Below are 13,797 nucleotides of genomic sequence, written 5' to 3'. Positions count from 1 at the left end.
GTTATAGTTAATTAATAAAGAGGTAGGGATTCAAATGAACTTTGTATTCGATTTAGATGGAACACTTTGCTTTGATGGTAAAAGTATTGATAAAGAAATTATTGAAGCACTTCAAGAATTAAAATTAGCAGGGCATCAAGTGATTTTTGCCTCAGCAAGACCTATTCGTGACTTAGTACCTATCATACCAAAGGATTTTCATGAAGGGCTATTGGTCGGAGGAAATGGTACATTTACATATGATAATGGACGAATAAAAGTGAAACATTTTGAACAACAACTTTTAGATAAACTCATTACACTGATTCATCAACATCAGTTAAAATATTTAGCAGATGGTCAGTGGGATTACTCCTATACTGGTGATATTACGCATCCTATTTATCACAATATCGATAAAAATAATTCAACAAATATTCCTTTGGAACAATTATTACCAGTATGCAAATTAGTTTTATTCCAAGCGAATGAGGAAGTGTTAAAAGAGCTTCAATCAATCTCAGTCGTAGTCACACACTACAAAACTGAGGATGCTGTCGACATTAGCCCTTTAGGAATTAATAAAGTTAGGGGACTACGTATGCTGAACATTCAACAGTTTGTTGCTTTTGGGAACGATAGCAACGACCAATGTTTGTTTGAAAAAGCTGTGCATAGTGTATGCGTGGGGAGTAATGATGTGAAAAGTTATGCGAATGAAAATATTGAACGTTTAGATGTAGCGAAGAAGATTCGTGAACTAATGAGTAAATATGATTAAAATAATAAAAATATCGTTTTATGTTATAAAATATTTTCTGATTCCTTTTTAGAATATAAGGGTTTATAAAAGTAATAGAAAATTTGAAAGGCTTAGGAGCTATTCCTAAGCCTTTTTGAATGCTTTCGTGAAAGAAAGAATTTTTTTATTACAGTAAAAAAGGTTACAAAAAACCCCAAGTGTAATACTGTAGAGACGGTTTATCAGTAAATCAGTGTATTTTCTGGATAAAGAGAAGCCAAAGAGGGATGTTTGATCTTGTCAATATTGAAACGACTGTCTTTAGTCTAATTCAAGCTGGTACTATGTTAGAAGTTTATTCTAACAGTTCTTTCTTTCATTCATATGAATCTTGTAGAGAACTAATTAAATATTTTCCAATTAATAAATAATTATGATATTATTTTAAGAAACAGTTTATTAAAAGCGGGGGATATATTTTAATATGAAAGTACTTGTAGTAGATGATTCCAAGTTTTCTCAAAAAACAACGATCCAAACATTAAAATCTATTTACCCGGATGCTGTCTATGAAACAGCAAATGATGGGGTTGAATGTATTGAAGTATTTGCAACCTTTCTCCCTGATTTTGTATTTATGGATTTATTAATGCCTAAGATGAGTGGACAAGAGGCAATTATACAATTACTAGAGAAATACCCAACGGCTAAAATTATCGTGCTTTCAGCTGATGTGCAATTGGCGGTTCGTGATGAGGTTTTATCTGCTGGAGCGTTAGCGTTTATTAATAAACCAATAAATGTTGCGAAGCTGAAGGAAATTGAATTATTGATAAAAGGGTGATTTAGTTGTTGACAACTACACAAGAGGATATTCTGAAAGAGTTGTATAATGTATTTGTGGGCGAGGCAGCTAACTTATTATCAGAAATTCTTCAAAAAAGAATTTTTTTGTCAGTTCCAGAGATAAAGTTACTAGGGTTACATGAATTAAAGTCTGGCGAGCAAGAAGTGCTGAATCCTGTCATAAATGGTACAGTACTATCTACCTCTTTAAGGTTTGGTAATGTCTTTTCTGGTAGAGCAGATTTTATTTTTCCAGCAGAGCAAATTAAATATTTGACTGCACTTTGCTTAGGGGAAGAGTATACAGAAGAGAATGAAGAGCTTTCATTTAATGATGAGGATTTTGATGTTGTAAAGGAAATAGGTAATATTATTCTAAATTCCATTATGGGCGGTATGGGAAGCCTGATGGAGATGAAGCTTGAGTATGATGTGCCGCAGGTGATTTTACATAATGCAGGAGAGTTTTATAAAACACTTACGAGCTCAGGGGATAGCAATGTATTATTACTTTATGTAAGTTTTGATATAGACAACTCGAAGGTGCTAGGCATCATTTTAATTAAGTTTTCATTAGAATCAATCGAATTTTTAATTCGAAAAGTGGATGAGATTAGTAGGGATTTGGATGAATGATTTATATATAGCGATCGTTAATCAGCTAGATAATGGCATTATATTATTGGATGAAAAATTGAACATTCAATTATGGAATAAATGGTTAGTCAAGTACACAGGTAAAAGTGAAGAAGAGGTTAAAGGGTTACCTATAACAACAGTTGTTCCACGCTTGGATAAAAAGATTTATGCCTATATGTTTGAAAAGGCTTTGCTAGATGAACAAAAAAGCTTTTGTTCAGCAGCAATGCATCAATATTTTGTTGAAAGAAAGTGTGCGAAGATGAAGCCGCCTCGTCAAAATATATTAATTCAACATATACAAGTAGAGCATACATCGTATTTAATGATAGAAGTATATGATGTATCGAATCACTTTAAGCGCATTCAAAACTTAAATAAGCATATAAAAAGTTCAGTTGATTTTTCCAAAAGCTTGGAGCACTTTGTTTATTATGATAGTTTAACGAATTTACCGAATCGAAAATTTGTATTGGACCGTTTGGAGCGTTTAATCGAAGAAGAGGCTAAGCTATTTTCGCTATTTTTCATAGATTTGAATGGCTTTAAAGCTGTAAATGACCAATATGGACATCTACAGGGGGATTTATTACTTCAAATGTTTGCAGAACGGTGCAAACATTTTACTCAAAAGCAGGAAGTCTTTGCACGACTTGGCGGAGATGAATTCGTGTTATTAGTTGAACATATGACCACTGCCAATGCGGTGGAACAGTATAAAGCCAAAATACATGAGTTATTACGAGAGCCGTTTATCATTGAGGAACATCAAATTGTCATTTCAGCAAGTATTGGCTGTGCATGTTTTCCACAAGATGGGACTACAGCGAGGCAATTATTAAGTGTTGCGGATTATCAAATGTATCTTCAAAAAGCAAAGAAATAACATTAATGAATATTGCCGAACTTCATTTTGGTGTAAAGCGGCACAAATTGACCTGTTTTTAGGGAACTCTCCCACTTTCGTAGTAAAATTGTAGCGATTTGATATAAAAATAGTATAAAGTGTTGGAGTAATCAAATAAATGGCACTCTTGTTTTGGATATAAGTATTGTACCAAAACAAGAGTGTTTTTTGTTTTGCTTGAGATCAGGGTTACGAAAAAAAGGGGAAAAGGTTGAATGATATAAGTATTTAAAATTCTATAATAGTTATCTAATTAATGAATGTGATAAAAATATAGGAAAATTACACAGAAATGTCACAAAAATAATAAAAATAGCAGTACATTTAGAAGATACTATTCCGATATTCAATAGTATCTAAGGCCATTTACGATAGATCCATTGGAATAAAAAGAATATAATCCTCTTTCTTTAGAAAGTAAAAGCTCTATTAAATCGGATGTTATTTGAATGGTAATTTCGAATAATATTAGGGATAAATATTATTGTAATAGAGCATTAAGAGATAGTAACAGGAGGAACAAAATGAGGGATTTTTTCGAAGATCAGTACAGATATATTGATCAGCAACTAATAAACTTAGTCAGTGAAATTAGTGAATATAAAGGGATGTTGACAGCTTATAAAGAGCAAAGGCCGGATATATTCACTAGCCTTGAAAACGCTATACCCCTACAATACATAAAAAACTATATTTCGGTTTATAAGGATATAAAAGTTTCAAATAAGCGATTAAAAGAACTTATTTTAGATGATAGGATACCCCAATCAATTTCGGAAGATGCGATATATTGTTATTATGAAACATTGACACTTGTACATAAAAAATCCTGTACTTTTTCTATAAGTCCAGAAACTATACAAGAATTGCATTTTCAATTAATTCATTATCATACCTCTGATAGTGCAAAATGGCGCCAAAAACCGTTTTCCATTCCAGAAATACCTGAAATCCCCGAAAATGGGATGCACACGATTTGTTATCATCCTCTTCCATCAGAAAATATTCCACAGGCTGTAGAACAATTATGCAACCAGTACAATTTATTAATCCGCAAAAAAGAGTTACCTACACTTATATTGATAGCTCGTTTTATATTGAATCTTTATTGCATAATCCCTTTTAATCAAGGTAATGGTAGATTAACACTAATGTTCATGCAATTACTTTTAGTAAAAAGCGGACATACATTTGTAAAATATGTATGTTTAGATGAATATATAAAAAAAAGAGAAATAGAATACTATGAAGCCATTTTTAAATCTTCGGTGCATTGGTATTGTAATGGGCATAATATTAACTTCTGGTTAAAAGAGTTCTTAATGATTATATTAGAGGCTTATAAAGATTTACATAGCAGAGTACTAGATTCAATATGTAAACAAACGAAGGTAGATCGAATTCAGAATTTCATTCATAATCAACAACAACCTTTTACAAAAGATTGTATTCGAAGCATTTATCCAGATATAGCCGAAAGCACAATTAGTAAAGCATTAACTGATTTGCAATTATTAGGTGAAATTAAACTTATTTCAAAAGGGAGAAATGCGCGCTGGATGAAAGTCCAATCTTAGTCTATACCTTTTCAGGTCGGGCTAAAAGTTTATACTAAACCTGCTGATGAATAAAAGAGCGAGAAGTTAGCCCCTTCTCGCTTGCTTTGCGTACCGAAACTTGTACAATAAAACGTTGAAGAAAACCCATTTAGCAACGATTTCTTGCATGATTGCGACATTTAACTATAAAACTTACAATAAGTGAGGCACAGATAGCGTGATTTATAATAGCAAATCTGATACGACCTGAATAATCAGTAAGAAAAAAATGATTGGTAATAAAATTTGAATCCATCTTGTTTTGATGTAAGGAATGACCTTTAAACCTAAGAACGAGCCAACAATAGAGCCAATTGAAACAGGAATGGCGATTCCCCAATTAACAATGCCCGTAAAGTAGTAAAAGAAAAAGGCACCTGTACAACTTGAAAACGTAATAATTCTTGTTAACTCAACTGCTTTTATATAGGTATATTGCTTTTTTAGATGATAGGTTACATTCATTAGAGCTGAGCCTGGTCCAAAACCACCGTCATATATTGAGACTGCAAACGGAATGAGTTTATTAATTGGTTGTTCATCTGTTTCTTTTATATCCTTTACCATAAATTTATTACTGCAAAGTACGATGAAAAATGAGAAAATTAAGAATATACAAGCTGCAATATTCATGATTTGTTCTGATAATCGAGTGGCTAAATATGCGCCAAATACACCACCAAAACTAGCAATCATCATTAAAGATGTGAATTTTTTTAACGATAAATGTCCTTTAATTACAAATGATACGACATTTGATAGAGCAGAAATTCCTGTCGCAAATTTATTAACTGCTACAGTTGTATGTACCGGAATGCCAATAAGTAACATGGCAGGCAACAAGATAAAACCTGCAGCGCCGAAAAGAACACCAATGATTGCTGCAAGTAAGCCAATTGTTAATAAGATAAATCCATTTATCGAAAACCATTCCTGTAGTAAAATTTCCATCAAATCACCTCTAAACTTAAATTACAGCTAAATAATACATAAAACAAATATATAATAATTGCTTATTCATAAATTTAATTTATGGATAGAAAGGTGTGAATAAAATGAATTTGCATGCGTTAAGGATTTTTACGAATGTAGCAAAACATGGGGGAATTACCGCAGCAGCCAATAAAATGCTGCTTAGTCAACCAGCTGTCACAATTCAAATACGGAAATTAGAGAGCGAAATAGGGACAAAATTGATTGAAGGAAAAGGACGAGGCATTCAATTAACCCCTGAGGGGAAGTTTTTGTATGAGCAAGGAATGCGTTTATTTTATTTAGAAGCACAAATTGATGAAAAGCTCGGAAAATTTTTAGCGAAAGAAGAAAAATTACATATTGCTTCTTCCTATATACCAATAAACTATATACTCCCGCCTATGATCGCAGCGTATAAGCTTGCTAATCCTCACATTGAATTTTTCGTGTCATTAGGCAATGTAAAATCTGTGGAAGAGCAAGTTCTGAGCTATGAAGTAGATCTTGGTTTTGTCGTGCAAAATAAAATGGGTCACCCTGATTTACAGTTTGAAAAAATACTAGATATCCCGTTTTGGTTTGTAGTTCACCCATTGCATTCTTTGGCAAATCAAACTGTCTCCATTTATGAATTATCGAATGAGGACTTTATTTATCGGGAACGTGGTAGCTCGACACTTGATTTATTGGAGGCCGTTTTTTATACGTTTAACAGTCCATTACCTAAATTAGGACTTCAAATGCAGGGCTTACATGAATCGATTAAAGTAGTGGAAGCAGGGTACGGTATGACTTTAGCACCGTCCTACAGTGTCACTGAAAGTATAACAAATGGGAAACTAGCTCGGGTGTATGTAGAACATGCAGATATTCAGCAAAGTTTATTTATATGTACACGCAAATCAGATATAGAAGAACATCCATTTATTCAGTATTTAAAAGATTATTTAAATGCTATAAATCCTCCAATTTAAAAGAAATAGAACCAAAATCGGGAACAAGCATTGGAATTTTTCATAGAATTTTTTTTTATTTCCATTCTTTGTAATAATAATATATAGTAATTGTACTCAAACACAGTGAGTAATTTAATTCTTTATTAGGAGGGTATTATGGGCAGATTAGTTCATTTTGAAATTCATGTAAGTGATATGGAACGAGCAAAGGAATTTTATGGAGAGGTATTCGGATGGTCATTTCAAGATTGGAGTGATTATGCAGGTATGCCTTACTTTGGTGCAGTGACTGGTAATGAAGAAGAACCTGGAGTAAATGGCGCTTTAATGCAACGTCAAGGTGCTTCTCCGGAACCAAATCAAGCTGTAAATGGATTTGCATGTACAATGGGTGTGGAAAATTATGATGTAACGGAAGCAAAAATTCTTGAGCATGGTGGCACGGTTGCAATGCCAAAATATGCTCTACCGGGAATGGCTTGGCAAGGATACTATATTGATACTGAGGGTAATCTATTCGGTATTCATCAACCAGACAAAAATGCAAAATAAAGTTCACGATAGGTAAAAAATATGCAGTCTTAGGAGCGGCAATTTTAAAAGCCTGACTAAGACTGCGAGAAGCTGTTTAACTGAAAATTAAACAGCTTTATTTATTATCACTCCGAGTTGGTTCTTCTCCGGGCTTAATAACCCTATATACGCTGATGCTCCGCAATTGTTTTTAAAAAACAGTCCATCGAGTTTGTCATATATGCATCTTTTCGTCGTATAAAGACGGTTGAAATTGTACCGTATTTTTTAGGAATTGGATGACAATAAACCTTGCCTGTAGTAGAAAGGTGTTCAGCAACTGATTGTGGTACAAGTGTCACGCCAAGACCGATGGCAACACTGTTTAAAATTGTCTCTAATATATTAAATTCCATGATTCTTTTTGGTAGTAAACCTTCATCTTGAAGCCAAAGTTCTAGCTTGGAACGATAGCCGCAACCTTTATTAGAAACAAGGATTGGTGTAGTCATAAATTCCTCTATACGAAAGGATTTGTTTTGTGAGATGAGAACGAGATTTTCAGTATATACATCATATTGTTCTAAAACTGGATGTTTAATGGGTCCAGTTATAAAAGCCCCATCTAATTGGTGATCTGCTACTTCTTTAATGAGTTCCTCAGTTAAACCTGCTTTCAGCGTTAAATCGACATTTGGATACCCTTTATAGTAAGAAGCTAGAATGGTTGGCAATATACTCACTGTTTCGACTGTACCGATTTTTAATGTACCAGTCGGCGTATCACTATCTAAAAATACTTGTTTCATTTCTTCAACATCTTGCAAAATCTTATTAACGTATGTAAGCATTTTGCGCCCTTCTGGATTCAAGGTCATCCCCTTTTTATGACGATAAAAAAGTGGCGTTTTGAGCTCCTTTTCTAATAGTTTAATGCGTGCAGTTACATTGGATTGTACATAATTTAATTCTTTTGCAGCATGGCTAACGCTTTGGTGATTTGCGACGCTTTTGAAAATCTGTAAATCTCGTAGTTCCATCGAGCACTCCCCCTTAAAAACTATCATTATAAATGATAGTTAATATCACTTTCAATCATTTTACGTGATGTATTTTCTTTTTTATAATTCTCATTGTGAATTTCATAGTAGTTATATAGAAACGAGGAAAAACAGTGAGAAAAAGTCAAATAATAATAGGCATGATGGCTTGTTTAATTGCAAGTATGTCATGGGGAGCCATGTTCCCAGTAGCAGATCATGCACTTGAATATATAAATCCGCTCTATTTTTCAACTATTCGATATGGCGCGGTATCGATTGTATTAGTCATTTTATTATGGATGAAGGAAGGTAAAAAAGCGTTTCGATTAGAAGGGAAAGGTAAACTACTCGTCTTTTTTGGGATCATGGCGTTTACTGTTTACAATGTGCTTGTTTTTCTAGGCCAGATGTTAATGGGGGAATCGGGTGTTATGGTAGCGTCGATTATGGAGGCACTCATGCCGATGATTTCGATCGCTATTCTATGGGGGTATAAACAAGTGAAACCGAAGAAGTATATGATTAATAGTATGATCATTGCTTTTATTGGCGCTATTTTTGTTATTACAAAAGGCGATATGAGTTTCTTTCTTACTCTGAAACACAATCTAGTTTCGCTAGCATTCGTTTTAATAGGTGTTGTCGGATGGGTGGTATATACAATGGGCGGTCAAACATTTAAAGATTGGTCTACTCTCCGCTACTCTACATTAACATGTGTTTTTGGTACAGCTGTCACAGGTATCATTACAATGATTACTACGATGCAAGGATATGTATCAGTCCCAAGTTCGGAAACGATTTTTGCGATAAAATATGATTTATTGTTTATGATGATACTGCCAGGTATTGTAGCATTGCTTAGTTGGAATTATGGTGTAAAAATCCTATCATCTATTAATGGCATTCTATTTATTAATTTCGTTCCAATTACTACATTTGTGATTATGATGTTACAAGGATATAACATAACAATCTTTGATATAGTAGGAACGCTACTTGTTATTTCGGCTCTTATTTGGAATAACATATGTCAGCGCAGAGAAGAAAACATGAATACGCAGGTTGTGCAATAATTGTTGCTAAAATAATTTGTAATAAAGGCATCCAATCTGGCGAAGCATTTTATTTTTTGGCTTAACAATATTGTAGATCGCCATGTAAGGACTTAAATTAAGGGTTTCTTGATTTAAATCATCAGGGGCATCACCTGCACAATTCTTTTAAAGGAAAGCGTGACTATAATAATAGTAGGATACATTGCGTTGTTTGTAGAAGCATCGCTCGCTCGCGGAAAGCGAGCGGAATGCTTCGGAAAACAACAAAAGATGTAAATTGCAATTTAATTCAAATAAAAGTTGCGAATTGGAGGAATGACATTTCGTCCATTGTCTAATTCTGTTCTTAACTCTTCTTATATTATCTCGTAATTTGCCATGTATGGACTTAAATTAAGGGTTTCTTGATTTAAATCATCAGGGGCATTTACCTGCACAATTCTTTTAAAGGAAAGCGTGATTAAAATAATAGTAGGATACATTGCGTTGTTTGTAGAAGCATCGCTCGACTCCTGCGGGAAAGCGAGACAGACGAGACCCCGCACGAAGCGAAGCGTAGGAGGAGGCTCGACGCTCGCCCGCGGAAAGCGAGCGAAATGCTTCGGAAAACAACAGTAGGGTCACAGTGGCAAATGAAAAAAGCGAGGTATTCAACGATTTCATCTTGAATACCCTGTGAAGTGAGAAGATCTGGACTTTTTCAGTGCCCTCAATTTAAAACATGCTCTTTCTTTATTTCATGTAAATGTTATAAAATATTATGAATAGTGGGAAAAAATGAAATAATCAGATATGTCAAGTGGGATAGTTTTGATCATGTACGATTAATTGTCTTTAATTATATATACAAGCCAATGATGGAACTAAAAAAGGAGAGTTTAATCATACTACGTAATCTATCCAGATTTTTTTGTCATGTTGTACCCATTTTACTTTTAGTTATAGTGTTTGGAAAACGCAGGGGGGACGCATATGATGTTGGGACTTTTAGATTTAGAACGAATGACAAGTTTATCAAACGAACAGTGTGAAATTATCGTTGATATGGCTAAAAATCTTCAAATAATAGCTGATCTTTCTCAAGCAGATATTTTTATTAATTGTCTGTTGAAAGAACAGAACGCATCTTTAGTTGTAGCTGAAGCAAAGCCCACTACTATAGCATCTTTATATAAAAAAAGTATGTTATGGCTGATAGCATATGAAGAAATGGAGCCGGGTGTTTTATTTAGTTTAAAAACGGGAAAACCCATTTTTGGATCAAGAGGCATTACGGAAGAGCGCGGAATCATGCAGCAAGATATTGTTCCGATAAAAGACTCGCAAGGGGACACTATAGCCGTACTAATTAAGGAAAGAGATATTTCACATGAAGTTCAGAATGAAAAAAATATAGAACACTTTATGAAAGCAACTAATAGTGAAGACAAGCAACGTGTATTCCAAGCTATTGTCGTTCGGGAAATGCATCATCGCGTTAAAAATAATTTACAGGTTATTTCTAGTTTGCTACGGTTACAAATGCTACGCACTCAATCAGAAGAAGTAGCTGAGGTATTTCACGATAGCATATCGCGTATATCTAGTATGGCGTTAGTACATGATTATTTGGCCCATCGGGGAATTGAGGAAGCGGATATTAAACTTTTAATACAACAAATTGCAACGTTGTTAATTTCTTCGTCAGTTATTCCAGGTCAACATATTACTGTTTCGGTTGAAGGGGAATCTGTATTCTGTCCTTCAGATAAAGCGACAGCTATCGTCCTGATTGTTAATGAGTTAGTTCAAAATAGCATTAAACATGCTTTTCCATCACAAAATGTCGGAAAAATTGATATAAATTTGAGGCGACGAAAACAAATGGTTACGATTACTGTAACGGATGATGGTTGTGGAATGGGTGATTCTTTTTCTATAGGCGATATTTCTTCTTTAGGATTTCAGCTTGTCAATATGTTAGTTGAAGAGAGTATGCAAGGGGTTCTTTCATTCCCTCTGTGCGACAAAGGGACAAAAGTTTCAGTAACCTTTCCGATAATCGCTACCCAAGAAAATGAATACTAGTTGGTAAAATAGATTACGGCTTATTACCAAAGGCCCCAAATAAAGTTTAAAACAAATGGTGATATTGTTTTCAAACTATTTACAAAATATTTGCGGGTAGTGTAGAATGAACTAAAATAATATCTTAGGCAAAGGCGCCTTTCACGCCCGAAGAATATTTTCTTCAGGGATAAGTGAAAGCGCTTTTTTTCATTTGGTAGGAATCTTAACCATATAAAAGGGGTGTGAAGTAATGAAATTGTCTTGTGTGGTAAAAGGAACTCATTATTCGTTTTCGTCGGTAAGGGAGGTACTTGCTAAAGCAAGTGAAGCAAAGTCGGGGGATGTGATGGCACGTATAGCTGCGGAATCGTCGCTGGAGCGCATGGCTGCGAAAGTAGTACTTAGTGAGATGCAGCTGAAAGATATTTATGAAAATCCGGTTATTCCGTATGAGATCGATGAAGTAACACGGTTGATTTATGATGATATTAGCGACACGATTTACAAGGATATTCAAAGTTGGACGGTCGGTGAGCTGAGAAATTATATTTTGTCATCTGATACAGGTAGAGATCAGTTATTAAAGCTTTCGAGGGGACTTACAAGTGAAATGATTTCAGCAGTTGCCAAGCTGATGTCAAGCATCGATCTTGTTCTTGCTTCACAGAAAATGAAATATCAAGCACATTGCAATACGACAATCGGAGAGCCTGGCCGTTTAGCATTTCGTTGTCAGCCCAATCATCCAAATGATGTTCCAGAAGGAATTTTGTATTCAATAAAGGAAGGGTTGTCCTATGGGGCAGGTGATGCAGTTATTGGTATCAATCCGAATGTGGATACGATTGAATCCGTCAAAAAGCTGTTGACCCTTTCACATGAATTTATTGAGAAATGGCAAATTCCAACACAAAATTGTGTTTTAGCCCATATAACAACACAAATGGAAGCATTAAAGCAGGGGGCGCCTATCGCGCTTATGTTTCAAAGTTTAGCAGGTACACAAAAAGGAAATGAGGCATTCGGTATATCTAAAAAAATTCTTGATGAGGGCTATGAGATGATGGCTCGATATGGTACATCTGCAGGTCCGAACTTTATGTATTTTGAAACAGGACAAGGTTCGGAAGTATCTTTAAATGCTGCCTATGGGGTAGATATGCAAACGCTTGAATCAAGAAGTTATGGTTTTGCACGACACTGGAAGCCATTCATGGTGAATACCGTTTCTGGCTTTATTGGACCGGAAACACTTTATGATGGGCGCCAATTAATTAGAGCGGATCTTGAAGATGGATTTATGGGGAAATTGCATGGCTTGCCAATGGGGATGGCTCCAACTTACACAAATCATATGGATGCCGATCAAAATGATCAGGAAGTTTCTGGTATCATAACAGCAGTTGCAGGAGCGAATTTTTACATGGGGGTACCGGGCGGAGATGATGTCATGCTGAATTATCAAGATACAAGCTATCACGATGATGCTAGTTTGCGTGAGATGCTTGGCTTACGACCGCTTCGAGAATTTGAAAAATGGTTGGAGAAAATGGGACTAATGGAAAATGGAAGGCTGACAAAACGTGCAGGCGATTTATCAATTTTTGATTGAGGAGGGTGGGGCAAAATGGATATTCAAGAAATTGTTCAACGAGTAGTAGAAGAAGTGAAGAAAAACATGAATTCGCCAAAAACTATTACCAATCAAAATAAAGAAGAACCTATATTATTTCCAGAGGATCGTATAAAAGGGGTAGATAAGCCACACAATGCTGCATCTATTGAACGAGCACAAAGTATTACACCCGCTCGTATTGGTATTGGTCGATCTGGAACCCGTATGTTAACGACAAGCTATTTACAATTTTTAATTGATCATGCAGCTGCACAGGATGCTGTATTAAGAGATGTAAGTGATGATTTTCTTCAGCGTATGGGTTTGCATAAGCTTGAGACGAAAGCTAGTGATATGAAATCTTACTTAATGGATTTAGATGCTGGTCGAAAGTTATCCGATGCATCTATTCAATATCTTGAGAACAACGGGGATAAAGGCAAAGATGTTCAAATTATAGTTTGTGATGGATTGAGTTCCTCTGCTGTAGAGGCCAATGTAGTGGATTTACTGCCTGCTTTAATACAAGGGTTAAAATTAAAAAATATAAGTGTCGCAAAGCCGTTTTTTATTAAGAGAGGGCGTGTATGGGTGCAAGACGAAGTAGCTGAAATTGTTAATTGTAACCTTGTCATTTCATTGATTGGTGAAAGGCCCGGTCTAAATACAGATGAAAGCTTGAGTGCCTACATGATATATAGGCCTACTGAAAAAACAGTTGAAGCTGATCGGACGGTCATTTCAAATATCCATAAAGATGGATTGACATCCGTTGAAGCGGGTGCCTATCTATCCGATTTAATTGAACAAATGCTTCTTGCTAAGTGTACAGGAGTGTCCTTTACGCAACAAAGGAATTTGCATATGTAGTATTCTT

At 35.0% G+C, this 13,797-nt stretch carries 13 protein-coding genes; 11 read left to right on the top strand and 2 right to left on the bottom strand.

All coding sequences use genetic code 11. The features are described from left to right. Positions 1-34 precede the first annotated feature (34 nt). The 5 genes from MOK21_RS12285 (at position 35) to MOK21_RS12265 (ending at position 4,690) form a co-directional block, all read left to right on the top strand. The gene (locus MOK21_RS12285; protein ID WP_249074260.1) at positions 35-760 is read left to right on the top strand and encodes an HAD-IIB family hydrolase; all 726 of its coding nucleotides are present in this window, start codon (positions 35-37) and stop codon (positions 758-760) included. Positions 761-1,205: 445 nt separating this feature from the next. Next, positions 1,206-1,565 (top strand): response regulator, encoded by a 360-nt coding sequence (locus tag MOK21_RS12280; protein WP_249074259.1) that lies wholly within the window; start codon positions 1,206-1,208, stop codon positions 1,563-1,565. 8 nt (positions 1,566-1,573) lie between these two features. Then, positions 1,574-2,203 (top strand): hypothetical protein, encoded by a 630-nt coding sequence (locus MOK21_RS12275; protein ID WP_249074258.1) that lies wholly within the window; start codon positions 1,574-1,576, stop codon positions 2,201-2,203. Beyond that, a complete protein-coding gene (locus MOK21_RS12270) occupies positions 2,196-3,092 on the top strand; it encodes a sensor domain-containing diguanylate cyclase (RefSeq protein WP_249074257.1) in 897 nt (298 codons plus the stop codon). Before MOK21_RS12275 ends, MOK21_RS12270 begins: the two co-directional genes overlap by 8 nt. Before the next feature lie 545 nt (positions 3,093-3,637). Then, entirely contained in the window at positions 3,638-4,690 is a 1,053-nt protein-coding gene (locus tag MOK21_RS12265) for a Fic family protein (protein ID WP_249074255.1), read from the top strand. A 204-nt stretch (positions 4,691-4,894) separates the two neighbouring features. Here MOK21_RS12265 and MOK21_RS12260 read toward each other — a convergent pair whose 3' ends face one another. Beyond that, positions 4,895-5,662, bottom strand: a complete 768-nt coding sequence (locus MOK21_RS12260; protein WP_249074254.1) for a sulfite exporter TauE/SafE family protein — start codon at positions 5,660-5,662, stop codon at positions 4,895-4,897. Positions 5,663-5,766: 104 nt separating this feature from the next. On the opposite strand from MOK21_RS12260, the gene MOK21_RS12255 reads away from it, so the two are divergent. Then, positions 5,767-6,660 (top strand): LysR family transcriptional regulator, encoded by an 894-nt coding sequence (locus tag MOK21_RS12255; protein WP_249074253.1) that lies wholly within the window; start codon positions 5,767-5,769, stop codon positions 6,658-6,660. Positions 6,661-6,798: 138 nt separating this feature from the next. Continuing rightward, positions 6,799-7,194, top strand: coding sequence for a VOC family protein (locus tag MOK21_RS12250; protein ID WP_249074252.1), 396 nt, complete (start codon positions 6,799-6,801; stop codon positions 7,192-7,194). A 143-nt stretch (positions 7,195-7,337) separates the two neighbouring features. Here MOK21_RS12250 and MOK21_RS12245 read toward each other — a convergent pair whose 3' ends face one another. Beyond that, complete coding sequence (locus MOK21_RS12245; RefSeq protein ID WP_249074251.1) at positions 7,338-8,195, bottom strand: LysR family transcriptional regulator; 858 nt, start codon at positions 8,193-8,195, stop codon at positions 7,338-7,340. A gap of 134 nt (positions 8,196-8,329) precedes the next feature. Between MOK21_RS12245 and MOK21_RS12240 the strand changes: the two genes are divergently transcribed. From MOK21_RS12240 to eutC, 4 genes are all read left to right on the top strand, one after another. Next, a complete protein-coding gene (locus MOK21_RS12240; protein ID WP_249074250.1) occupies positions 8,330-9,274 on the top strand; it encodes a DMT family transporter in 945 nt (314 codons plus the stop codon). Between the two features lie 954 nt (positions 9,275-10,228). Next, a complete protein-coding gene (locus MOK21_RS12235; protein WP_249074249.1) occupies positions 10,229-11,323 on the top strand; it encodes a sensor histidine kinase in 1,095 nt (364 codons plus the stop codon). A 232-nt stretch (positions 11,324-11,555) separates the two neighbouring features. Then, on the top strand, positions 11,556-12,917 hold the full coding sequence (locus MOK21_RS12230) for an ethanolamine ammonia-lyase subunit EutB (protein WP_249074248.1): 1,362 nt from the start codon (positions 11,556-11,558) through the stop codon (positions 12,915-12,917). Positions 12,918-12,932: 15 nt separating this feature from the next. Then, a complete protein-coding gene (eutC, locus tag MOK21_RS12225) occupies positions 12,933-13,790 on the top strand; it encodes an ethanolamine ammonia-lyase subunit EutC (protein WP_249074247.1) in 858 nt (285 codons plus the stop codon). Positions 13,791-13,797 lie beyond the last annotated feature (7 nt).

It is taken from the genome of Lysinibacillus sp. BPa_S21 (assembly GCF_023337795.1).
Taxonomy (GTDB): Bacteria; Bacillota; Bacilli; order Bacillales_A; family Planococcaceae; genus Lysinibacillus.
Note: the sequence above shows the minus strand (reverse complement) of the source record. Positions and strands in the feature narration are given on the sequence as shown.

Excerpts from the sequence above, each read along its gene's own strand:
- MOK21_RS12250 (WP_249074252.1), top strand. The coding sequence starts at position 6,799 with ATGGGCAGATTAGTTCATTTTGAAATTCATGTAAGTGATATGGAACGA.
- MOK21_RS12280 (WP_249074259.1), top strand. The coding sequence starts at position 1,206 with ATGAAAGTACTTGTAGTAGATGATTCCAAGTTTTCTCAAAAAACAACG.
- eutC (WP_249074247.1), top strand. The coding sequence starts at position 12,933 with ATGGATATTCAAGAAATTGTTCAACGAGTAGTAGAAGAAGTGAAGAAA.
- MOK21_RS12235 (WP_249074249.1), top strand. The coding sequence starts at position 10,229 with ATGATGTTGGGACTTTTAGATTTAGAACGAATGACAAGTTTATCAAAC.
- MOK21_RS12245 (WP_249074251.1), bottom strand. The coding sequence starts at position 8,195 with ATGGAACTACGAGATTTACAGATTTTCAAAAGCGTCGCAAATCACCAA.
- MOK21_RS12230 (WP_249074248.1), top strand. The coding sequence starts at position 11,556 with ATGAAATTGTCTTGTGTGGTAAAAGGAACTCATTATTCGTTTTCGTCG.
- MOK21_RS12265 (WP_249074255.1), top strand. The coding sequence starts at position 3,638 with ATGAGGGATTTTTTCGAAGATCAGTACAGATATATTGATCAGCAACTA.
- MOK21_RS12260 (WP_249074254.1), bottom strand. The coding sequence starts at position 5,662 with ATGGAAATTTTACTACAGGAATGGTTTTCGATAAATGGATTTATCTTA.
- MOK21_RS12255 (WP_249074253.1), top strand. The coding sequence starts at position 5,767 with ATGAATTTGCATGCGTTAAGGATTTTTACGAATGTAGCAAAACATGGG.
- MOK21_RS12270 (WP_249074257.1), top strand. The coding sequence starts at position 2,196 with ATGAATGATTTATATATAGCGATCGTTAATCAGCTAGATAATGGCATT.
- MOK21_RS12285 (WP_249074260.1), top strand. The coding sequence starts at position 35 with ATGAACTTTGTATTCGATTTAGATGGAACACTTTGCTTTGATGGTAAA.